The sequence below is a fragment of the Myroides sp. NP-2 genome (genome assembly GCF_014145665.1).
GTDB lineage: Bacteria > Bacteroidota > Bacteroidia > Flavobacteriales > Flavobacteriaceae > Flavobacterium.
Genome location: NZ_JACHTD010000020.1, coordinates 14,494 through 37,662, shown reverse-complemented (window position 1 = coordinate 37,662; position 23,169 = coordinate 14,494). Strand labels below are relative to the sequence as shown.

Sequence of the window (23,169 nt, the reverse complement as noted above, 5' to 3'; positions counted from 1 at the left end):
AAACAACAAACTACGACCACCTAACACACGCCTATGTTCACAGGCTGGCTGACGTGCACTTAGCAGGTTTTGCGCCCGCATTCGCCTTGTCGCTGTGCGACAGCGAATACGCCCGCAACCCGCCCGTACCCATAGCCTCGGTCGTTATGTGTAATTTTAGCCGCAAACGCAGTTAAAACAAAAAGGCTCCGAATTTCGGAACCTTCTTTTTATCATTTCATTTTTCTAAAAAACTTGTACAACAAATCGATTTTATTTGAACAAAGAATTGGCATTGCTTCAAAAAGGGTTTCTTCATCCCATTCCCACCATTTCATTTCCTGCAATTTTTGGATGTCATCATCACTAAATCTCTTTTTTATCAATTTGGCTGGATTTCCCCCTACAATTGAATAAGGTTCAACATCTTTTGTAACCAAAGCACGACTGCCAATAACAGCTCCATCTCCTATCTGAACTCCTGGCATTATCATAGCTTCACTACCAATCCAAACATCATTCCCAACAACTGTATCTCCTGCTTTTTGAAATCCATCTTGGCTTTTACTGAAAACATCAAATTCAGACATATAAAAAAATGGAAAACTGGAAATCCAATCATATTTATGACCTTGATTACCTGCCATTATGAAACTTGCACCGCTCCCTATTGAACAATAAGAACCGATAATTAGTTTATCGACATCATTCCTGTCCGGAAACAGATAACGAGCACAATCGTCAAATGAATGACCGTGATAATAACCAGAATAATAAGAATATTTACCCGAAATTATATTGGGATTAGTTATGTGGTCTTTGATTATTTTTCCTTTAAAAGGACTTTCGAAGAAATTTTTCATTATTTAACATATTTAATTTACAATAAGAGACAATAAGGAAACGAAGAATAATACTAAACTATTCTCTTCCTATACGTTGCGTAAAGTAAATATGCTAATCTGATAATTTCATCTGACAAAGATACAAAAAAACTACACATAATAACTAAGCTTTCGTCTTGCCCGCAGGGCACGAGATGAAAGCCCGTTGAACAGAACCGTAGGAAGCTAATAAAGTATTATGGAGTTGTCGAAGTATGACTTTAAGATATACGAGCAGTAATTTTAGGATTACTGCTTTTTTTGTGGTTGAAATTGTGCTGTTTCAATCGTTTTTTGTTGTTTTTCGATTCAACCAAACACAAGTTCCCTTACCCGTAAAACCTAATTCACAGAAGCAAGTGTGTTTTCGATAAGATATGCTTTTGGCGGACCTCGTTGCCCAAAAACATGTAGCGTAACCAGATTACCAATTTTGCAACAATAACATTTTCGATGTTGTGTTTTAGGTTCAACTATCGGTCGAATGATATTTAAATCTTCTTGTAGTTGTTGTAGTTTACTGCGTTTCCAACTACTACTTAAAATGCCGTAATGCCTGATTCGAACAAAGCGTTTAGGCAGAATATGTAAACTAAAGCGACGAGTAAATTCTTCATTCTTAAGTGTGAGCTCTTTGGTTTTACTGTTATCTCTATAATCTTTATAGTTAATGGTAACTTCTTGATGGGTTACATTCTTAATCCGATGGTTACTTTCCAAGAAATCTTGCAACAATTTAAAATCACTCCATTTGCGTACTATCTTTTCTTCTCCTGAATCTTCATCAACGGTTCTGACCATTCTAATACCTCCAAAATCATTTAACGTAAGGAAAGCTAGTATATGAGGAAATGTACAATACTCAGGATGATCTAACTTAAACTTCAAGATAAGCCCCGTAAAAAGAGCTTCCGCATTAGTGTCAAAGAAATTTCCTTTATCATTATTACCTTTCAGATTCATGATTAAAACTTTTGCAATCTCGTTAATATCAATTTCATCATTAAGTAATTCTGGTTTAATAAAATTAACTCTAGCACTTATTGACGGGTCATGAGGAGCAATAATTTCAACATTGTCAAACATTCCCATTATAATTTCTGTAAGCTCGCCGTTTTTATAATCATAAAGACAACCTGCAAAATCATGTTTTTTAAAATGCTCAAAGAAATTATAAATAGCACTTTGAGTTTTACCAGAACCGGACGAACCAAAAATAGAAACTCCCCTATCAAAATTTTCTAACAATCTTTCGCCCTGATTAGTAATAATTTTAATATCAAAAATATCATCTACTAGGGGTTTCTTTTTAGTTAGCAAACTGATAATAGCACCCAACACAAAATTAGGAAGTATAAAATATATTAGTGTTTTGTAAGAGGGAAACAGATTGTACAGATAAATCGTTCCACCAATGTAAAAAAGAAAGAAAAATTTAGTTTTCTTCGTGGCCAAACAAAACACAACAAAGAATATGATGTTAATTAATACTAACCAAATAATTGTATTTGTATTCATATTTAAAATAGTTTTTAATATCCAATATCGATTCCTTTAGACAAGTTATCTCGAATACTTTTAATTTCGTTATCCAATATTTCTTTAGGACTTTTAAGGTTATCCATTCCTAATTCTTGTTTAATATCGCGTTCAATTTTCCACTGTAATTCTTTCAATGATGTAGGCAAATTGACATCAACTCCATTACTTTTTAATGCGTCTTTAAACTCTTTTTTAAGTTCTTTTGCTTCTTCTTTAACTCGATCCTTTATAGAGGAAACAATTGCATTATCATTCTTTTTTTTATTAGATTTAGATTGTCTTTCATAATCATAATAATTGCTTTTATCTTGGTCATAACCTTTCTTATTTTCCTTTCTTTTTTGATAAGTTTCATTATTCATTCTTTTAAAATCAAACATATCATCAAATCTTTCCTCCGACTTTTGATTCAATCTATCTCTATCAAAACCAACTTTTGAATTATTCAACCCTTTAGATTTTCTCGCTTTACTCATTGGAGATAAAGAAGCTTTATCACGTTGTTCTCCTTTCTTTTCGTATCTCGAAACTACAACATGAATATGAGTATTATTACCCTCCTTTTTTAATCCATTTCTAATAATCTCGCCTTTACTATTTCGTTTGTAATCTCTATCAAATTCATTTTTTCTTTCGGGGTTCTCTTTGATTTTAGCATCTATTCTTTTATTATGAATTACATCTTTATCATTTTCTTTAAAAGTTCTGTTGTGTTCAATTTTAGCAAAATAAACTAAGTCATCAATGGTTTTATCACGCTCAAAATTTTTAGCATAGTCATCCATTACTTTGTACGTATATTCTTGTAATAATTTTTCAACATAAATTTTTTTTATTTCCTCTTTAGTCAAATCATCTTGTTTTGATTCATTAGCAAATTTCTCCGCTAAATTTTCCAAATGATTTAATTCTTTTTGAGAGGGAGAAATATTCATCATATAAAACTTAGACACATCTTTTCCATGACTTCCTTTATTATTATCAATGGCATTATAAGCATCATTAGGAGATATATTTTGCTGTTCATGATTGTAAAAAACTTCTGCTTCTTTTGTTTTTTCTTCTTTTGTTAAATACTCAATCATAGTTTGAGAACTCAAACCAAATTTTTGCGGATCATGTGCTTTATATGAAATGTGCATTAGATTCTTTTTAAACTATTATATTCTATTTCATTAAGAACTATCGTATAATGAACTTTTCCTTTTTCGTTTTTTTCTGCCTTAGAAACAATCAGATTAACACTACTTTTTAAATCACTGATTTGTTTATTTAATTTTTCAATTACATTCAAATAATCATCTATATTACTCGAATTAGTCTTTTCAAAATTTTGTGTTACTGCAATAACTTCGTTAGGTTTTTTAAAATTATCCTCACTAATAATTTCCTTTTTTATTTCCTCTTTTATTTCACCTTGAAGTATATTTTTAAATAATTCTTGATTAGCTAAAATCATATCACTTTGCTGAATTAATTCAATAGTTTTTTTGAAATGATCTCCAAACCATTTTCGAAAACTATCATCCCTTTTTTTAAAATCTTCATTGATTTTTTGAATGTCCTTGTGAATATTTAAATTTAGATTAGTAGCCGGACTTAATCCATTATTTAAAAAAAAACTAGTCATATCATCTAAGACTTCATAGATAAAGTTGTATTGGTAATTCTTTTGGATTACTTCAATTTTTTCTTTCAAATCACGTTGAACGCGTATCGTTGTTATATCTGATTTACTCATTTTTTATTTTTTAAATAAATATATGCAATAATACGATAAAAATCAGTATATTAGAATAGATTTTTACACAAAAGTATATTTGAAGCATATATTTTTTTTAATTCTATTTGATTGAAATTCAATACTTTTTTAAAAAAAGTATTCAAAAATATATTTTATTTAAAAACACTAATATCGTAAGATATTGATTTGCAGGTGCTTAATCTTACTACTGCGATTCATCGCAGTATCCTCTTGCTAAACATACCTATAACTTTAGTCCCAGATTGAACATATATTTACAATACGTCTTTTCTATCGGTACAGCAATTGTATCAAACAGTAAAATTTTGTAATTTTAGAAATCAATATTAATAACATTAAATTTTTTTATTAGCTATGGAAGAAAAAAATGTAAAGAAAATTTCATTAAGATTGTATAAACTTCAAACACAATTAGAAGCTCTTAATGATGAAAATTTAAGACCGCTTATCAAAGAAATCGAATCCATTGACAAGGATCTTTTAAAGGAAAATAATATAAAATTTTCAACAAAAATGAAGAAAGAAATTCTTGATTTTCTATAATAAAAATGCTTTCCAGTTTGGAAAGCATTTTTGTTTTTTTGGTTGATATAAAGTCCGAAAAGGAAAGTGAATATTTTATCAACTATTTGGATCGTATATAAATCAATTTTACTGAAGTTTTAGTATGTAATAATTTATCATATACTGTATTTGAACTAAGCGATTTTTTATCTTTTTTATAAGGATTTAGAGGTTTAGTTTCAATTCTTTCTCTTGTCCTTTTAGATTTAAGAACTGATTCTCTTTTGTTAATATAAAAATAAATTATATCAAATAGAGAATCATTAATTATTGTTACTTCATCTACGTCAATACTTACTTTTTTATAAAAAGAAATAATATATTTTGGTGGTATCTCTAATAAATTCGCTATTTCAAATACTTTTTTATCTTTATATTTATTTTTTAAAATTTCTTTAATATGCTCTTGTTCAAATATGTTCTGTTCTAGAGTATTTAATTTTTTAGGGTGTGGATTTTTTTCAGGCTTATTAGCTTTAACAATAAATTTTAATAAATGAAGGTTTATTATTGACTCATAAGGTTTATAATATTTATAGCCTAATTTGTCAATAATATTTTGCTTTAACATACTTAATTCATCCGAATCAAATTCTTTCTTTTTAAAAAAATTTTTTATTAATAAATCAATATCCTTCATAATAATAAATTTACTTGGTCAACTCATTAGCCAACATCTCGGCTTGTTTTAATACAGTTTCTGTAGCTAATAATTGCATATCTGGTGGATAACCATATTTACGCAATAATCGTTTTACAGCTACTTTCAGCTTTGCTCGTACGCTTTCTTTAATATTCCAATCGATACTTGCATTTTGCTGAATAGTAGTCGTTAATTCTACGGCTAATTCTCTTAATCGATCTTGTTGAATTAATTCCTTAGCACTATCATTATTAGAAACTGCGGTATAAAAAGCATACTCGTATTCTGTTAAGCCCAACTTTTTTGGTTCGCTATCTAACTCGACAATATCTTTACTTAAATTGATCAGCTCATCAATAACTTCAGCTGCTGTTAGAATCTTATTGTGGTAGCGATTTATTGACTGCTCCAACATTTCCAATAACTTTTTACTTTGTACTAAATTGGATTTTGATCGGGATTTTATTTCATCATTCAATAGTTTTTTCAAGACTTCCAATGCCACATTTTTGTGCTGCATACCCTTCAATTCCATTAAAAACTCATCAGACAAGATAGAAATATCTGGTTTCTTAATACCTGCTGCATCGAAAACATCAATCACTTGATCGGAAACCAAAGCTTGATCAATCACTTGTCGAATGGTTGTTTCAATCTCTTCATCTGTTTTGCCCGATCCTGTAGTATCAAACTTTGCTAACCTTGCTTTAACGGCTTGGAAGAATGAAATTTCATCTTTAGCATCCATTGCTTGATCATGCGGTATAGCAATAGCAAATGCTTTTGATAAAGCGGTTACTTCATTAATGTATCTTTTCTTGCCATCCTCTAGGCCTAAAATATGATCTTCGGCTGCTAAAATCATGGACAGTTTTTTAGATGTATCGGCATCAAAATAATCTTCATAAGGGAAACCATGATACATAGCCGAAATCACTTCAATTTTTTCTAACATCAAAGTTACTGCCTGTTCTTGTGCTACTGCTGGATCACCTTTTCCACCTGCATCTGAATAAAAAGCAAGAGCCTTTTTCAAGTCAGAAGCAATCCCTAAATAATCAACGATTAATCCTCCGGGTTTATCTTTATACACACGGTTAACACGAGCAATCGCTTGCATCAAGTTATGCCCTTTCATAGGTTTATCGATATACAAGGTATGCATACTAGGAGCATCAAAACCTGTTAACCACATATCACGGACAATCACCAATTCTAATTCATCATTCGGATCTTTCATACGTTCGGCTAACATTCTACGTTGCTCTTTGGTCGTGTGGAATTTAGCCAATTCAGGACCATCAGAAGATGCAGAAGTCATAATAACTTTTATCTTTCCTTTTTTCAAATCATCCGAATGCCATTCAGGTTTTATAGCAATTATCGCATTGTACAAATCCGCCGCAATACGACGACTCATTGACACGATCATTCCTTTCCCTTGAAACACTTCCTGACGTTGCGTAAAATGACCGACAATATCAGCAGCTATATTTTGAACACGTTGTTTCCCGCCAATCAAGGCTTCTAACTGTGTCCATTTACTTTTGGCTTTTTGAGTGGCTGTTAGATCTTCTTGATCCAATTCATCATCCAGCTCATCTACTAATTCCTTACCTTCTTCGGTTAGTTTTACTTTGGCTAATCTACTTTCATAGAAAATACGAACCGTTGCACCATCTTCTACAGCTTGCGCAATGTCATAGATATCGACATAATTACCGAATACTGCTGGCGTATTGACATCCGTACTTTCAATTGGTGTTCCTGTAAAACCTAAATACGTGGCATTGGGTAAGGCATCACGCATATACTTGGCAAATCCATACACGATTTTTTTACCAATTACATTACCGTTTTCATCTTTATCATCTACTGTTTTAGCACTAAAACCATACTGTGTACGGTGTGCCTCGTCTGCTATGACAATGATATTTTCTCTAGCCGATAGCGTTTCAAAAACGTTACCTTCTTCCGGTTGAAATTTTTGTATCGTCGTAAAAATAACACCACCTGAATTAACTTTCAACAAGTCTTTCAATTGCTTACGATCCGTCGCTTGAACAGGATCTTGACGCAACAATTGTTTGGATGCTGCAAATGTGTCGAATAACTGATCGTCCAAATCATTACGGTCTGTTATCACTAAAACCGTTGGATTATCTAAGGCTAATACAATTTTACCTGTATAAAACACCATAGACAACGATTTACCCGAACCTTGTGTATGCCAAACTACACCACCTTTTCGATCGCCTTCGGGTTGATTTTTCACACCAGGTAAACCATAGCTTTCTGGAGATTCATTTAATAAATTCCCTAATGTTTGTTTTGAAACAAAACCAGAAGCTCTTTTAGTAGATTCTACCGCACGATTTACGGCATAATATTGGTGATAAGCTGCTAATTTCTTTACTGTTTGAACGGTAACAATACCTTCAGCGTCTTCTTTTCTAAATTTTTCAAAAACCACAAAATGTCTGACCAAATCCAGTAATACGCTTGGTTGCAACATTCCTTTTATCAATGTTTCTAATTGGCTGATTTGTTTTGATGCTTCGGAAATACCATCTGTGGTTTTCCAAGCCATAAAACGACTCAAACCTGCCGAAATCGTTCCTGCTTTCGCCTCCAATCCATCAGAGATAACCGAAAAAGCATTGAAAGTAAACAATGATGAAATCATTGATTTATAGGTTTCTATTTGACGGAAGGCAGATTGAATGGTTGTTTTATCATCCGTAGCGTTCTTTAATTCGATAACAACTAATGGTAAACCATTGACAAAAAGAATAATGTCTGGTCTTTTATTGACACCGTTTTCTACAATAGTGAACTGATTGACAACTAAAAACTCATTGTGTAATGGATTTTCAAAATCAATTAAAAACACACGATCTCCACGTTCTTGCCCATCCACCCGTTTGGTTACCGGAATACCTTCGGTTAATAAACGGTGAAAACTTTCGTTATTGGATAACACATCAGGTGAAGCAATACGCAAAATTTGCTTTACAGCATCTTGTTGTGCATCTAAAGGAATATTAGGATTGATACGGCGAACCGCATTTTCCAATCGTTGTTTAAGCACCACTTCTTCAAATGATGTTCTTTCTAGATCTCCTGCATCAGGAGCTAAATGAACGCCATTGAAATAAGAATATCCTTGGTGTTCTAATAATTCTATAGCGAGTTTTTCAATTTCGTTTTCGGTCATTGGTTGATTATTTTTAATTCACACTTAAAATTGATTCCATTTTACGTTGATGCTCTTTAATGTCCTCAAAATTCCATTCTAAACCATGTTTACGATTATTTTCCAACAAATTATCTTTCGTTTTTTGCATCATAATCATAAACTTAATTGAAGCTATACTAATTTGTCTAATTTTTCCTGAATCTAGGTAATGACTCAATTTTGCATTAGGATCCCAATTATTTCCAGAGCTATTCATTTCACTTCCAATCATAGCGTAATTTCCTAAACAATTGATTTCGTCTTGTGATGGTTTACCATCTTTGCCATCGGCTTTCGCTTGTGGGAAGAAATGCTCTAAACTTCTACGTGTTCTTGAAAAATAAAACTGTTCAAATAGTTTTAAGCCAAAATCGCTACAACCTAAATTATCAAAAAACAACTTTCTTACAGTACTACTTTCTATTGTTTTCTCTCCTCGCAATTCATCAAAATATTTCTCCCACAATTTATAATCTAAATAATTAAATACAAACAATGGAATACCATTTGATCTTACAGTGCCATCACCATATATTTCTGAAAAATCCCAATTTGTATTTTTAGAAATAACATCTAGTTTATTACCTACAAGAATTGTACTATCAAAACTACCCGGATTAGGTACATTAATAGCGTTTAATTTGGTTGCATCTAAGTATACATCTTTGAAGTATTTATCTGCTAGATTTTTAACGAAATTATAATACCCTTTAAGATCTGTTCCTTCGTTAAACAAATGTAATAAACAATAAAATAGATAATTCTTTCTCTGTCTTGCTGTAAACGATACTTCAAACATAGAAAGCAACTGTACTAATTTGTGCTGAATAGCAGTTTCACCATCCAAATTTTTTAAATACTCGTTCTTCCCTTCTTTTTGCCAAAACTGTAATTTCCAAGGATTACTTTCTATCGTATCATTTTCATTAGAATGGTGAACGATATAATTATCCAGAAAATATCTAGCTTTTAATAAATTAAAACCAAACTTCTTGACAAAAGCTTCATCGATATGAATACCTCCAGCTTTTAAATTATCAAATTCTTTAATTAGTTCTTTATCGTCTAGTGAAAACTGAATTGGATTAAAATTTGAATCCTCTATTCTAGTAATTTTAAGAACGATTAATAATAAATTTGAAAAATCAATAATAGGTTGAAAACTGTCTGGTGTATCGTTGTTATTAAGGTTCTGATCAGCAACAATTCCATTTAAAAAATCAAGAATAGATTTTTTCCCTGAACCCATTTCAACTTTTGGTAATTCATCAAATCCTGAAATAAGGAATTCGTGATGATTTCTACCAAATATAGCCTCCTGTCTGTATTTCTGTTGAATATAAACATGCATCATACTACAATTTTCCCACAATTGGCTAAAAGTAACTTTATCTTGTTCGTTTAATTGCTCTACAAGTCGAGCTTTTATAATTTCATGCTTTTCTAACTGTTCTCCTCTAGAATTCATGATCTCGAAATAATGATTCAAGTCAATATCTCTAGGGACATTGTAATGTATGATATGAACGTTTTCTTGAAAGTACTTTTTATAACTTTCTAATTCTTCTTTAGAAACAATTTTTTTAAGTGCATTTTGAGCAAATCTAAATCCGTTGATTATGCCATTATCTTTTTCATCAATATTAAATTCGGGAACACTTTTAATCGTTTCGTTCGACTTTTTCCGAGCTCTGTAGGTTAATTTATTTTTTCGTTCAATACCAAGTGCTGCAAGTACTAAGTTAATCGTAGTTAATCGCTGTTGACCGTCTATCACTTCATACACTTGATCGCCTTTGTGATAGGATACCAACGTACCAATAAAGTAAGTTCCTTTTATAGTTGAATTTTTATCTTTTTGATATGCATCATAAACATCTTGAATCAGTGCTGTGATTTCATCATCTTCCCAAGCGTAATTTCGTTGATAAATAGGCACTTCATAAGTTACCAAATTACCATTATAAATTTCGTGTATCGATTGTTCTTTTAAAGGTAAATTATTAGTTGCCATATGATTCAATGAATTTATTTATTTTAAAATAATACAGGTAGTTCTGATACACTCCATTTACCTCATAATCTATATCATTCATATTTGCTTTGATATTATTATTATGAAGGGGGCTTAGTTTATCAGAAAGAACACTTAGTAAGGCTACAGGGGAATCTGCCTCAGAGATTAATTTATAAATATTAAATGAATTCTTTAAGTCGTTACCTAATATGTAATTTTGAGCCGATTGCCACCCTAAATTATAATATTGCGCTCTTAAAGAATATGCCCAAATAAAAGCATACATTACAAATTGTTTTTCTAGCATCTCTTTATCCGACTTAGATGGTAAACCCGTAGGACAAAAACGATCTACATACAATAATACAGCAGTATCGAATAATAAACGTGTAATCCCATTTCCTACACCATTTTTGTAATGTCGTAGATCTAGTGTTTTTACAATATCGTTATCGTTGATAAAGTAGCCTTCGTATTTGTTGTTATTCTGTATATCTTTTAGGATTTCGAAATAATGTTTGGCATAATCAAAAAACGATTTTCCTGCAATAATAGGGGTATCTATCTGAAACGGAACAAGGTTAGTCATCCCTGAAACAAAAGGCATAGCGGATTGGTTTACCATATCAGCATAAGCAAAAGCTCCTTTGAAAAATTGAGCATACGGATAATTACCCGAACGGTTAATCCCCTTAAACTTTTGAATGTTATGTTCATTCAATTCTTCTGCTCTATTCCCTTTAATCCATTCTTTTACTCGGTATAAGTAATCGCTAAATAAAAGCGCTAATTTTTTTTGGTCTAAATCTTCCCAAGACTTAACCACCTTTTCGGTTTGGGTGGTATCAAGATGATTCATTTCTCTTAAATGATACGCTTTTAACAAATCGTGTGGATACAATTTTTTTCCTCGTGCATTTTGAGAATCAAAGAACTGGAAAGCTTCTGAAATATCTTCTGTGATGACAACAATAAGCTCGCAATTATTTTTGATGTAATCATAGAGTTCATTACGTTCTCTGCTATCAGCAATCGTATGTATTCGCCTTTCTAAGGTTCTGTAATTATTAGGAATGTTTCTAGCATTGTGCATTTCATCTGTTAGACACTGATTCAGGAAAGGTATATTTTTCCCTTCGTTCTCATTTAATGCTAGTAATAAGAGCGAAAAAGTTATTGTTCGTTGCTGCCCATCAACAATATTATATGCGCCTTTTGCTGTATCGTAATGTAAAATCAAAGTTCCTACACGGTAAGTTTCTTTATTCTGATTTTTGGCTTCTATAATATCATCTAATAACTGTACCGCATTTTTTGTGGTCCATTTATATGGTCGCTGATAAGGCGGTATCACCAAATTGATTGAACTCAAAGGTTTACCTTCTGCATTTTTGCTGATGGTAGAACCTAAAAGTAAATCTCCAATAGTTGTGATGGCTAATTGAAGTGCTGTACTCATGTTTTATTTGGTTATTCTTTGGTTAATCGCTTTAAGGAGCTGCATTGGCAAACAGCTCCTTTATTTATTTTTATAGTTGCACCCTCACCTCGCCACTCATTAACTTAGGTAATAAGGTATCGCGAAGTTTTGTTAAGGTTTGGATTTGACCTAAATTAAAAATCACTTTATCATAAAGTGGAGAAAGTTTATTACAAATTTCTTCTAACTCTGCTTCTTCGTATAGAGGAAATTCACAATTCTCAATACCTTCTCCTGATATATTCGGTTGGGCACTTCCAGTAGCTGTATTCTCAATATAATCTTGACCGAAATCAGATTTTAAATGTAGATATACTAAATACTTTACTCCTTCGAATTTTTGTTTTATTGATCCTACTCGTTGATTTAACCATAAGCTTTGATCTGTTTCAGGTACGATACCTAATTTACCGACTTCAGCTCCTGTCATAGCTATTAAGATATCCCCCGAATTAATTTTAAACTTAACATCCAATTTTTTTATAGACTCATCATCAACAAAATCTGAATTTGTGATGTCCACGATATCTCCAGAAATATTTTTAATCTTAATTACCCTAATAGTCCCCGATTCTTTGAATGATTTACTTTTAAATGCATATCCATTCTGCAAAGAAAATATATCACTTAGCTTACTATTAAATTCTCTTTCTCCAATGAAATTAAGATATAAAGTTTCCGCCAACGCCTCTAAGGTTTGGTTTTGCTGGTGTAATAAGTCGATTTTATCATCCAAACTCGACAATACCGAGGCAATGGCTTTTTGCTCGGGAAGTGGAGGAAGTTGGATTTCTAAAGCTTCTATATCACTAGGCTTAAGTGAAGGATATGTCGAAGTAGAAGCCTCAGCAATTGAATGTAAATATTCTATTGTATTTGATTGAATTATATTATAATATAAATATTTAGGAAAAATAAATTCCTTATTTACTGTAATCGTAACAAAACCTGTAGATACAACTAGATTATCAATTGGATTTTCTATAAATCCATAGTGTAATTGGTTTGGTCTTACTGTAGAAAAAATAATATCTTCATTTTCGACTAATCTTTTTGCTCGACTTGGGGACTCAGATAATTTAAATTGTTGCAGTTGATCTATTTTATTACAAGTAATTGAACCTGTATCTAAATAGTTAATTTCATCAAATGGATACCCCCTTGATACAGATGATTTATTTGTATATATGTAATCACCTAATTTTACCTCTCTCCAATTATTCTCCATCATTCTCCTTTTTTAATTTTACTCAATACATCCTTACACAAGCTATCCATCCTCGAAAAACCAAACCATTTCTTCCCCAAATCTTTTAGCGAAGCGCCAATATGGTACAACTCCTTTTCATCAATGATTAAAAAGCGGTCGTGGCTTTGTTTAAACAATTCTGCTTTTACCTCAGGATATTGTGCATTGTGTTTTTCTAAATCTAACCGAAGCTGTTTACTTATACTTGCTGTATATATCGTGGCGGTAACGTTTTTTTTGCGTTTGCTAAACAAGGTTAACACACTGTCGTCTATGTAATTGTCTATTAAAATAATGGATGATTTAGCGTTTTTTATTACATCGCTTACAAACTGATAGGCATCATAAACCTGTCCATCAAAATACACCCCGCGGTGTGGTAATTCGTTATTTTCTAAGGCTAAGAAAAGCTTGTTGAATTTTTGATCATGCTCTATCAATTTGTTTTCAATACTTGATAGACGTAAATGCTGAAGCGTTTCTTGACCAACTAATTTCCTCAATTCTACAAAAGCATTCATGATTTGAATGCTGACTTTTACAGCGATATCACTTCGTAAAACGGCTGATAACATAGCGACCCCTTGTTCGGTAAATGCATACGGATTTACAGCGGAATGTTTTAACGATTCGAACCGGTCGCAATTTGCGACCAGTTCATCTTTTTCTTGGCTATTCAGCTGAAAACGAAATGTCTCGGGAAACCGGTCAATGTTGCGTTTTACCTGTTCATTTAACCTTTTTACTTCCACCTGATACATTTCTGCCAGATCTCTGTCGAACATAACTTGTTTCCCCCGAATCGTAAAAATTCGGTTTTCTATATGTTGTTGGGAAAGGGTTAAATCTTTACTCATTCTTTTGGCAGTTCAATTTTAGTCAAGTTCTCCGCAATAATCGTATTCAGTTCCGCTTCTCTGGCTAATTGTTCTTCCAAAGTGGTTTTCAACGAAGTAAAACGCTCTACAAAGTTGAAATCGTCTTCTTCATCAGGTAAGCCCACATAGCGCCCAGGCGTCAATACATAATCTAACTCAGCCACTTTAGTTACTGGAACAGAAGCACAGAAACCCGCTATATCTTCGTATTCCCCATCGACATTACGCCAATTGTGGTAGGTAGAAGCAATTAAGTCGATATCATCTTTGCTTAATTCACGGTTTCTACGGTTAATCAAATGACCTAAATTTCGTGCATCGATAAACAAGATTTCGTTTTCGGTATTGCGGTATTTAGGATTTGGTACTTTCTTACGACGCATAAACCATAAGGCCGCAGGAATTTGCGTATTGAGGAACAACTTGGCTGGTAAGTTGACAATACAGTCGATTAATCCTTCTTCGATTAAGTTTTTACGGATTTCTCCTTCCCCCGAAGTTTTAGACGTTAAGGCTCCTTTTGCCAATACCACACCGGCTTGACCAGTTGGTGCCAAGTGATGAATAAAATGTTGCAACCAGGCAAAGTTGGCATTGCCTACCGGCGGTACGCCATACTGCCAACGCGCATCGTTACGCAATAAATCGCCCGACCAATCGCTCACGTTAAACGGAGGATTGGCAATGATATAATCGGCTTTTAAATCTTTGTGTGCATCGTTTAAGAACGAACCTTCCGAATTCCATTTTACACCCGTAGAATCAATCCCACGAATGGCTAAGTTCATCTTCGCCAAACGCCAAGTGGTTTGGTTTGACTCTTGTCCATAAATCGCAATATCATCAATTCTTCCCTGATGTTCTTCGACAAACTTTTCGGACTGTACAAACATACCACCCGATCCACAACAAGGATCAAATACACGACCTTTGTGCGGTTCTAACATTTCCACCAATAATTCTACAACCGAACGCGGCGTATAGAATTGTCCGCCTTTTTGTCCTTCTGCCAAAGCAAACTGACCTAGGAAATATTCGAACACGTGCCCTAAAACATCGGCAGAACGTTCTTTCGTTTCTCCGAAATTGATGTTTCCAATCAAGTCAATTAAATCGCCTAAGCTCGTTGGATCCAAATTTTGTTTGGCATATACCTTTGGTAAAATCCCTTTCAATTGTGGATTTTCTGCTTCGATGGCATCCATGCCGTCATCTACAATCTTACCAATTGTTGTTTGTTTTGCATTCGATTGTAAAAACGACCAACGTGCCGAAGGCGGTACAAAAAACACATTTTCTGCAGTATATTCTTCTCTATCTTCTGGATCTGCTCCTTGATCGATTTGTGCGGTTAATTCTGCATGTAATTTCTCGAATGCAATTGATATATATTTTAAGAATATCAATCCAAGAACCACATCTTTATACTCCGCCGCATTGATGTTTTTACGCAATTTATCCGCTGCTTTCCACAGTGTTTTTTCTATCGTTTCTTGAACTTCTTCTTTTTTCTTTTTAGCCATTATTCTTCTTAATGTTTTTGATATGATATTTATTTTTTGGTTCGTTAAATTCCAAAGAAACCCAAATTATTTCTCCAATTGCTAAATTATGCGTTTCAATCGATTTTGGATGTACTGAAACTTCTTTACCATCTATACATTTAATTGTTCCCCAATTAGCTTCGTTTATCGATTGAAATATGGCTTCAATAAAAACTTCCTCTGTTTTTACAATCTCTTTTTTATTCCAACGAGATTGATTTTCTTCTACGTTTTGATTATTCTTAATTAATTCACCAAAATAACACAAAATTTCTAGTAGTCCATAAACAACACTTTTGTAAAGATAACCTGAAGCGTATTTACGCGAATAATCATCTACTTTCAATTTTAGGCTACCTTCGTTATGTGAACCATCTTGTACGATATTTAAAACTCTGTACAAAGTTTCGCATATCGTAGGATGAATGAAATCGGGCTGTGTAAATTCATAATCTGAATGTTTACCAGAAATAAATAGTGACGTACCATTAATCCACCCTTTTTCTTCCGTAAATCCTTGTGGAATGATATTAATATCAGCTAAAGCTTTGAAAAGACTTTCTATAATCATACGAACTTTCGTCAATTCCTGATCGGTATCAATATTTTTTAAAAGTTCTAAAAAGTTTCCATAATGCTTATCTAAAGTAGGGATGTAAGATACGTATTTGAATACATCGGAATACTGATGTCTTATTTTAGTATAAACATTATCTTTTACAGCTTCTTTAATATGCAGTAAAAGTTCAGGCATACCATCATCATCCGTTTTATCGAAAACCCTTCCATTTGCAGAAAATTCATCTTTAAATAAATTTACATATGAATGACTATCTTTCACAAAACTTGGTTGACCGGAATAAATAAAAACAGGTATTATAAATCCCTTTGTTCTTAATTCAAGTAAACCTTTTGCAACATTCCCAAACGCTTCATCTGTTTGTTTACTATTTGTTTTATCTGTAAAAAAAATTCCATCTAAAATAACAGCATCATAATGATTGAAATTATTAGTCAATTCTAATAACCCATCTTCCGCATTGTCATATCCAACCAATTGAATATTTTCCATTATTGCAGCATCTTTAAGAGGCTGGAAAACTTTATGCTCGTCATCTAACCAAAGTACATTTATCATCGCTTTATTTTTTAAAAATTACAGGGAGTGTTAGTTCAATAGATGTTACAAATTCACTATCAATACCTTCAGGCGCCGTTTCATCCGTAAACCCTAAAAATCCTTTATGCTTCTTAAGAACTTCACTAACATACCACATCCCTATCCCACTGCCATTATTAATTCCGAAAGAACTTCCTTTCCTTACCAATTGATTGTACGTTAAGTCGGATGGTAAAGGCATTCCTGTATTACAAATATCGATTTGAACCGTATTGTCTTCAAAACTACACAACAATTCAATTTTAATTTTTTTATCCTCAAAATCTTCAAAACTAAAAGCATGCTTCTCAGCATTTTCAATTAAATTGTCAAATACATTTGAAAGCAAATTTTTATCGCCATTGATCAATAGCTGATCAATTCCATTTAATTTTAATTCAATTTCATTAAAATCCAATTCGATAGAAAATTTATTATTCGCTCGAACCTTTACAGAATTGACATAATCTTGAATAAATGAAATCAAATCAATTTCTTCTATTTTCATTTGACTAAAATCAATTTCTCCACTCATTTTATTTACGGAAACACTTATTCTATCTAAATCTCTTTTCATAAAATTTAAATACTCTTTAAACGTTGTTTCTACAGAAGGATGCGGTGTTAAATGTAACACTTCTGGGAAATCCGAAGAGATTTTTTTCTCCATCATACTTAGTATAAAATTCAATGAAGATTTTATATTTCTTAGAGGTCCAGCAATTTCATGTCTTAACAAACTATTACTATCGCTACTGTCTAATAAATTTTGAACCTTGATAAGGTGATTTAATTCTTCATTTTTTTCAATATAATCTCTTAAATTGTCTAAATAAATAGCATGCTGAGTATCTAATGGAGGAAGTGCAACTATGATTTTAAAAAAATCATTTCTAGATATTCTACTCAGTACATTTCCTTTAGAATATTTTTTATACTGATCCAGAACATTTGTAGATAATAAAACGGAAACTAAATAATTGGCATCAATTAAATCATCATCAAAAGTTACTGCATAAAAATCTCTTGGAAGTAACACTGGTGTACCATCAAATTTGAAAAACCCAATTTTAATATTATTTACGGTAGAAATAATAAGAGCATTTCTACCTAAAATATTCATAAATCTAGGTACATCATTATCCGTAACAATTTCTAATGTAGAGTTATCAATATCTTTCTTCAAAATATTATCAGAAAGATTATTTAAACTCAATTTATAGAATCTTGATATATTTCTATCATTTACTAAAGAAACAGGTGCAAGTATGTTACCTAATTTAGAAGCATGGTCAAAATTTAAATCAATATCTATAAAATATCTACCAACTTGTAAATTGTAATCCTCTTCTTTAATTTGCTCATTCGTAATTTTTCTAACAACATTCCTATCCTTAGAATTTTTAAATGCTTCTAATAAATTAGAATCGTCAATTTTAAAAATTTTATTGGACTTAATACTAAAATCTTTGGCATCGAAAAACTTAACTACTCCTTTTTCAGCCTTATTCTTGTTTAGAATAAGTACATAAAAAGGAATGCTCGCATTCAATAAAATATTAGAAGGAAATGAAACGATAGCTTCTAAATAATCATTATCTACTAATTTTTGAATTAAAGGTCGATACATAGTAGAAGTAAGTAAAGTAAAAGAAGATACAGAAATTAAATATCCATTATCTGCTAATGCATCTAACCCTTTACTTATATAAAAATCTTCAAGAAATCTAAGCCCTTCAATTCTCTCATTTAGCCGAACATTTAATGGTGGGTTAGCTACAATTACATCGAATTTTTGAGAAGTGCCTAACCAATTTGAAACTGAATCATCACAAACATAGTTTTGATGATCTTTTCCATTAATAATCAATCGTAATAGCCCAATACCCCATGAGGTTGGTACTAATTCTTGTCCATAATAGCTATCCTTTTCATTTGCAATAACTCCAAAAGAAGCTATACCAGCAAATGGATTATAAATCTTCTGACCTTCATCTTTAGAAATCAAACCCTTTATAAAATGAGTTAATTCTAAAGGTTGTAAGTATTCTGAAGCAATTCTACCTTGGCTTAAAGATATTTTATAAATTAAATCTTCAAAGAAATCAGATAAAAGATGATCATCAATAGAAAAGTCTTTTAAAACATACAACAGACTATTTAACTCATTATAAGATAGCTTATTAATAACTGTGTGAAAAACATCAATAAATAAAGGATTTACATTCTTTATAAACTCCGAATTTCTTAATTGAGCTAATAAGCTCTTCTTCATATCATCGTTTGGTAATGTTTCAGAAATAGAAATAGCGCCAATCTTATTTAGTGAAACTAAATAAATTAAAACGATATAATTATCTAATGAAATTATTTTTCTAATATCATGTAATAAATTACTTGTGATCATATTAACTTCTGAAGTAGTCTTTGTAACGCTCATAAAACAAATATTAAAGATTAACACTACAAAAATACAGACGACCTGTGCAATTATACTGCATTAATAAATATTTTTTAAATTATTGATTCTCTCCTTTAATCGATCAATTAAAAAATGAGGTTCTAATACTTTAATATTTTCACCGTAAGAAAGAAGTAAACTTTCTAATTCATAATTATATTTTACTGATAAGTGTAAAATATTATCAATAATTTTTTGAGAACCATGTATCGGCTTTGACTCAATATAAGGAATTATACTATCAGACAACTGAATCTTTACCTTTAAAACTTCATTATTTTCAAAATTAGTTACACCAATAATATCCTCAAAATATTCATCAAAATCTATAGTAGAATTACAATACAACTCAGTAGTTGTTGACTCCAACTTTACTATTCGATCTAATGCTATGTTTTGTATTTTATTTAATTCGTAATTCCACCCAAATAAAAACCAACGATTATTGTATTGTTTTAAAAAATATGGAGCTATAATATATGACGTAGAGTTTGTATGTGTAAAAGGTTTGTAAGTAAGTTTTACAACTTGACAATTCTTTATATAATTATATAATGGAGTCAAAAATTCTAAACCTTTTAAAAATTCATTTTCTTGAAAGGAGATGATTTTCTGTACTGAATTTTCATTACTTACATTCATTAATTTTGTTTCTACAGATTCAATACCCTCAATTCCAGGAATTCCTTTTAACCGACTCAATAATTCAATTGTATTTTCTAAAATTGACAATTCGTCATTGGTTAAAGGTTTTTGTACTATAGAAAAATTAAGATCTTCATATGTATAATATACTTTCCTTCCATCTCTAACAGATACAATAGGAGCTTCATATCCTGCATCACTTTTCATGAATTCAAGATCATTGAAAATTTGACGCCTAGAAACTGTAACCTCTTCACCATAATGTTCATACAACACATCATTACATGCCTGAATTAAATCGTTGATATAATATCTTTTGTATTTATTACTTAAACATTTATCAAGTGTCTTGTATCTTATTAATGCATTTTTATTTGTTGACATCTGTCTAAAAATTATACTCATTACACAATAACCCAAAAGGTATTTGCTTCAAATGAATTAAATTTTCTTCATTTATTGGAAATGCAAACTCATCTTGAAAACAAATTACTGTTAAAGCAGAATAATCTTTATCAGGATCTTGAAATGTATTAAAAACCATTAATTCTAAAATAATACAATATTGAGGAAAATCATCATTCGGATTTTCTCTTGGATCCATGACATAATAAGAACTTCGATAAAAAATACGTTTAGCACGTTGTTTTATATCAACTAAAATATCATCATTTAATTCTTTATTGGCTGTTCCTTCAATTAAAGAATCATAAGTTTTAATTTGGTAGATTTTAGTTATTTCAACCTCTACCCCATTTATTTCTATAAATGTTTCCATAAAATATTTTTTTAAAAATAAAACATTAGGACGTCATTAATTGTCATCTAAAACTTTATTTTTCTTTTTCTACCCTATAAAAAGTAGTTTTACTTAAACCGGCTTGTTTACAAGCGTTATCAATACTTAATTTTTTATTATCGTAAAGGTGCTTTGCGTACTGGTATTTTTCTAAAGTTTCTTTAGAAATACCTTTAGGTCTACCTAAGGTTTCATTACGTCTTCGTGCACCTTCTAAACCGTGTTTGGTTCGTTCGCTGATTAGGTTGCGTTCAAATTCGGCAACAGCACTAAATATTTGAAGTAAAAATTTCCCATTGGCTGAATTGGTATCAAACTCCGGTTCTGTTATCGATTTGAAATGAATCTTCTTTTGATTGAATGTTTCAATTAAATCAACCATATTTTTTAAGGAACGAAAAATACGATCGTTCTTATAAACCAAAATGGTATCACCTGGTCGAGCAAATTCTAAAAGTTCTAATAAACCTTTTCTATCTTCCTTTACCCCACTTGCTACATCCGAAAATATTTTCTCGCATTGGTGTTGCTTCAATAGCTCAATTTGATTTTCTAAATTTTGGTCTTTTGTAGAAACTCTCGCATATCCAATAATCATAAAATAGTACTGTAAAAGATTATTTTATAAAACTAATAAAAATAACGATAAAAAGTACTATTTAAAATAAAAAAAGGACTACTAAAAAGTAGTCCCATAAAACGGTCGATTTTTGGTATAATTAAATTACAAAAGAGCATGTAAATAATCTGCTGTTTGATTTAATCCATTTTTTCTAAAACTTTCTAATACTTGAAATTCATCCATTGCTGGGTTTTTGCGATTTAATACCAAATCTTTAAAAGCTTGGAGGGCTATTTTTGGATTTAAATCTATAATATCCGTTAGAAAATCATCAGCACAAACTGCCTTCAATCCAAAAGAGTCTAAATAATCATCCGGAAAATCCTTTAAATTATTAGTTACAATAATATTAGCATTTACTTTAATAGCAGCAGCTAATACATGTCTATCATCTTTATCAGGTAAATTTAAATTATCAATTAATCCTTCATAATTTAATACTAAAGCATCGGGAAATGCCAAATTTGCTACGTTTATCCGCTTTTCTGCTTGTGAAGATTCAACTCCCTTTCGAATCATTACAGATTTCCATTCATCAAAAATGATTTTACTCCATTTTGGGGTATATAAATCATAATGAGCAAACCAAAATAATAAATCTCTAATCACGATAGGAAATATTACATTGGTATCAAGAACTGCTTTGTACCTTACACTATGAATCATATAAACCTATTTCGTCATCAAAGTTCATAATATCAATGATATGCTTTTTCTGTTTTTGTTTCATCTCGTTTTTATATTTGATTACATCTTCAAATAAAATACGACGATGTCTTCCAACCATTGTAAAATCAATTTCACCTTGCTCTAAAAGTTTAACTAAATGAGGTCGTGAACAACCCAATATTTCAGCTGCTTTTTGAGTAGTGACTTCCGTTGCAATAGGTACAATAGAAATTGGATTTCCTTCACTCATTGACTTTAAAATTTCACTTAAAAGTTTTAAAGCTTTAAAAGGTATTTTAATTCTGTCGTTTGTTTCTTCGATTTCTATTTCAGTATCATCTTGTTTCAATTGTGATAAAATTGAAGAAAGTGCTGAATAAGATTCAATAGCCACTCGTTGTTCTTTCTTAGTGGGTCTTTTTATATAGTCTAATGCTTCCATATTTTAAATTGTTTAAACAAATTTAAACGAAATAATCGAAATAACCAAAATAAACGAAAATAAATAATTTTATATTTCGCCTATTAGTAATTAAATAACTGCCGTAAAATGTTTTTATCAACTAAAATTCCGAGAATAATCTAATATCAAATTAGTAAGATTTTCTTTTATAAAAAAGTACGAGTCCTCTTCTAAAAATCCTAATGGGGCATAATCAATATAACGTTGACGATAATTGTTATACATTTCAAAACTATGTAAAAAGTCTAACTCTGTTTTGCGATCATTTAAATACGAATTTAAATCAAAATAACTGTCCCGAGTTGGGGAATATGAAAAAGCTAATAATTTGCCAATACCTTCAACAAACCAATTTAATAAGTCATTAATTATAAATTGTTCGGGGATTTCAAAAGTATATCCATCCGTATCATAAAAAAGATAAAAATCTGTTTGAAAACGATTATTAAAATCTTCTAAATTTTTCGCTACAATCTCAATGTTAGATATATGCTCAGGTTCTAATGAATTTCCTAAATCTAACGCTAAACAAACGACGTTTCTTGGCATCATAATAATTTAACTTTAG

At 31.1% G+C, this 23,169-nt stretch carries 20 protein-coding genes; 1 reads left to right on the top strand and 19 read right to left on the bottom strand.

The features are described from left to right. Positions 1-212 precede the first annotated feature (212 nt). From catB to H4K35_RS14700, 4 genes are all read right to left on the bottom strand, one after another. Complete coding sequence (gene catB, locus H4K35_RS14715; protein ID WP_014043450.1) at positions 213-842, bottom strand: type B chloramphenicol O-acetyltransferase; 630 nt, start codon at positions 840-842, stop codon at positions 213-215. Between the two features lie 363 nt (positions 843-1,205). After that, positions 1,206-2,381, bottom strand: coding sequence for a transposase (locus tag H4K35_RS15855; protein ID WP_255492492.1), 1,176 nt, complete (start codon positions 2,379-2,381; stop codon positions 1,206-1,208). Positions 2,382-2,395: 14 nt separating this feature from the next. Further along, complete coding sequence (locus tag H4K35_RS14705) at positions 2,396-3,547, bottom strand: DUF5712 family protein (RefSeq protein ID WP_131541102.1); 1,152 nt, start codon at positions 3,545-3,547, stop codon at positions 2,396-2,398. Further along, complete coding sequence (locus H4K35_RS14700) at positions 3,547-4,146, bottom strand: hypothetical protein (RefSeq protein WP_182628693.1); 600 nt, start codon at positions 4,144-4,146, stop codon at positions 3,547-3,549. The genes H4K35_RS14705 and H4K35_RS14700 overlap by 1 nt, the downstream gene beginning before the upstream one ends. Positions 4,147-4,524: 378 nt before the next feature. On the opposite strand from H4K35_RS14700, the gene H4K35_RS14695 reads away from it, so the two are divergent. Continuing rightward, positions 4,525-4,713, top strand: coding sequence for a hypothetical protein (locus H4K35_RS14695; RefSeq protein WP_131541134.1), 189 nt, complete (start codon positions 4,525-4,527; stop codon positions 4,711-4,713). A gap of 82 nt (positions 4,714-4,795) precedes the next feature. Here the strand turns inward: H4K35_RS14695 and H4K35_RS14690 are convergent, their stop codons facing one another. From H4K35_RS14690 to H4K35_RS14620, 15 genes are all read right to left on the bottom strand, one after another. Beyond that, complete coding sequence (locus tag H4K35_RS14690; RefSeq protein WP_182628692.1) at positions 4,796-5,374, bottom strand: hypothetical protein; 579 nt, start codon at positions 5,372-5,374, stop codon at positions 4,796-4,798. A gap of 10 nt (positions 5,375-5,384) precedes the next feature. Beyond that, complete coding sequence (locus tag H4K35_RS14685; protein WP_182628691.1) at positions 5,385-8,594, bottom strand: type I restriction endonuclease subunit R; 3,210 nt, start codon at positions 8,592-8,594, stop codon at positions 5,385-5,387. Between the two features lie 13 nt (positions 8,595-8,607). After that, positions 8,608-10,629: a DUF262 domain-containing protein gene (locus H4K35_RS14680; RefSeq protein ID WP_182628690.1), complete on the bottom strand. Its 2,022-nt coding sequence runs from the start codon at positions 10,627-10,629 to the stop codon at positions 8,608-8,610. Continuing rightward, positions 10,619-12,091 carry a DUF262 domain-containing protein gene (locus H4K35_RS14675; RefSeq protein ID WP_182628689.1) on the bottom strand — a complete coding sequence of 491 codons (1,473 nt, stop codon included), beginning with the start codon at positions 12,089-12,091 and terminating at the stop codon, positions 10,619-10,621. The genes H4K35_RS14680 and H4K35_RS14675 overlap by 11 nt, the downstream gene beginning before the upstream one ends. A 70-nt stretch (positions 12,092-12,161) precedes the next feature. Next, a complete protein-coding gene (locus H4K35_RS14670; RefSeq protein WP_182628688.1) occupies positions 12,162-13,343 on the bottom strand; it encodes a restriction endonuclease subunit S in 1,182 nt (393 codons plus the stop codon). After that, positions 13,340-14,218, bottom strand: coding sequence for an ORF6N domain-containing protein (locus H4K35_RS14665; protein WP_182628687.1), 879 nt, complete (start codon positions 14,216-14,218; stop codon positions 13,340-13,342). The genes H4K35_RS14670 and H4K35_RS14665 overlap by 4 nt, the downstream gene beginning before the upstream one ends. Next, positions 14,215-15,762: a class I SAM-dependent DNA methyltransferase gene (locus H4K35_RS14660; protein WP_182628686.1), complete on the bottom strand. Its 1,548-nt coding sequence runs from the start codon at positions 15,760-15,762 to the stop codon at positions 14,215-14,217. Before H4K35_RS14660 ends, H4K35_RS14665 begins: the two co-directional genes overlap by 4 nt. Then, complete coding sequence (locus H4K35_RS14655; RefSeq protein WP_182628685.1) at positions 15,755-16,921, bottom strand: hypothetical protein; 1,167 nt, start codon at positions 16,919-16,921, stop codon at positions 15,755-15,757. The genes H4K35_RS14660 and H4K35_RS14655 overlap by 8 nt, the downstream gene beginning before the upstream one ends. A gap of 4 nt (positions 16,922-16,925) precedes the next feature. Next, positions 16,926-19,382: an N-6 DNA methylase gene (locus H4K35_RS14650; RefSeq protein WP_182628684.1), complete on the bottom strand. Its 2,457-nt coding sequence runs from the start codon at positions 19,380-19,382 to the stop codon at positions 16,926-16,928. A 60-nt stretch (positions 19,383-19,442) separates the two neighbouring features. Beyond that, the gene (locus tag H4K35_RS14645) at positions 19,443-20,432 is read right to left on the bottom strand and encodes a YafY family protein (RefSeq protein ID WP_131541125.1); all 990 of its coding nucleotides are present in this window, start codon (positions 20,430-20,432) and stop codon (positions 19,443-19,445) included. A 4-nt stretch (positions 20,433-20,436) separates the two neighbouring features. After that, on the bottom strand, positions 20,437-20,826 hold the full coding sequence (locus tag H4K35_RS14640; protein ID WP_131541124.1) for a hypothetical protein: 390 nt from the start codon (positions 20,824-20,826) through the stop codon (positions 20,437-20,439). Positions 20,827-20,881: 55 nt separating this feature from the next. Continuing rightward, complete coding sequence (locus H4K35_RS14635) at positions 20,882-21,445, bottom strand: recombinase family protein (protein WP_131541123.1); 564 nt, start codon at positions 21,443-21,445, stop codon at positions 20,882-20,884. A gap of 126 nt (positions 21,446-21,571) precedes the next feature. Further along, a complete protein-coding gene (locus H4K35_RS14630; RefSeq protein ID WP_131541122.1) occupies positions 21,572-22,135 on the bottom strand; it encodes a PIN domain-containing protein in 564 nt (187 codons plus the stop codon). Further along, positions 22,125-22,580: a helix-turn-helix domain-containing protein gene (locus H4K35_RS14625; RefSeq protein ID WP_090410424.1), complete on the bottom strand. Its 456-nt coding sequence runs from the start codon at positions 22,578-22,580 to the stop codon at positions 22,125-22,127. The genes H4K35_RS14630 and H4K35_RS14625 overlap by 11 nt, the downstream gene beginning before the upstream one ends. A gap of 117 nt (positions 22,581-22,697) precedes the next feature. Next, positions 22,698-23,153, bottom strand: a complete 456-nt coding sequence (locus H4K35_RS14620) for a hypothetical protein (protein WP_090410425.1) — start codon at positions 23,151-23,153, stop codon at positions 22,698-22,700. Between the last annotated feature and the right edge of the window lie 16 nt (positions 23,154-23,169).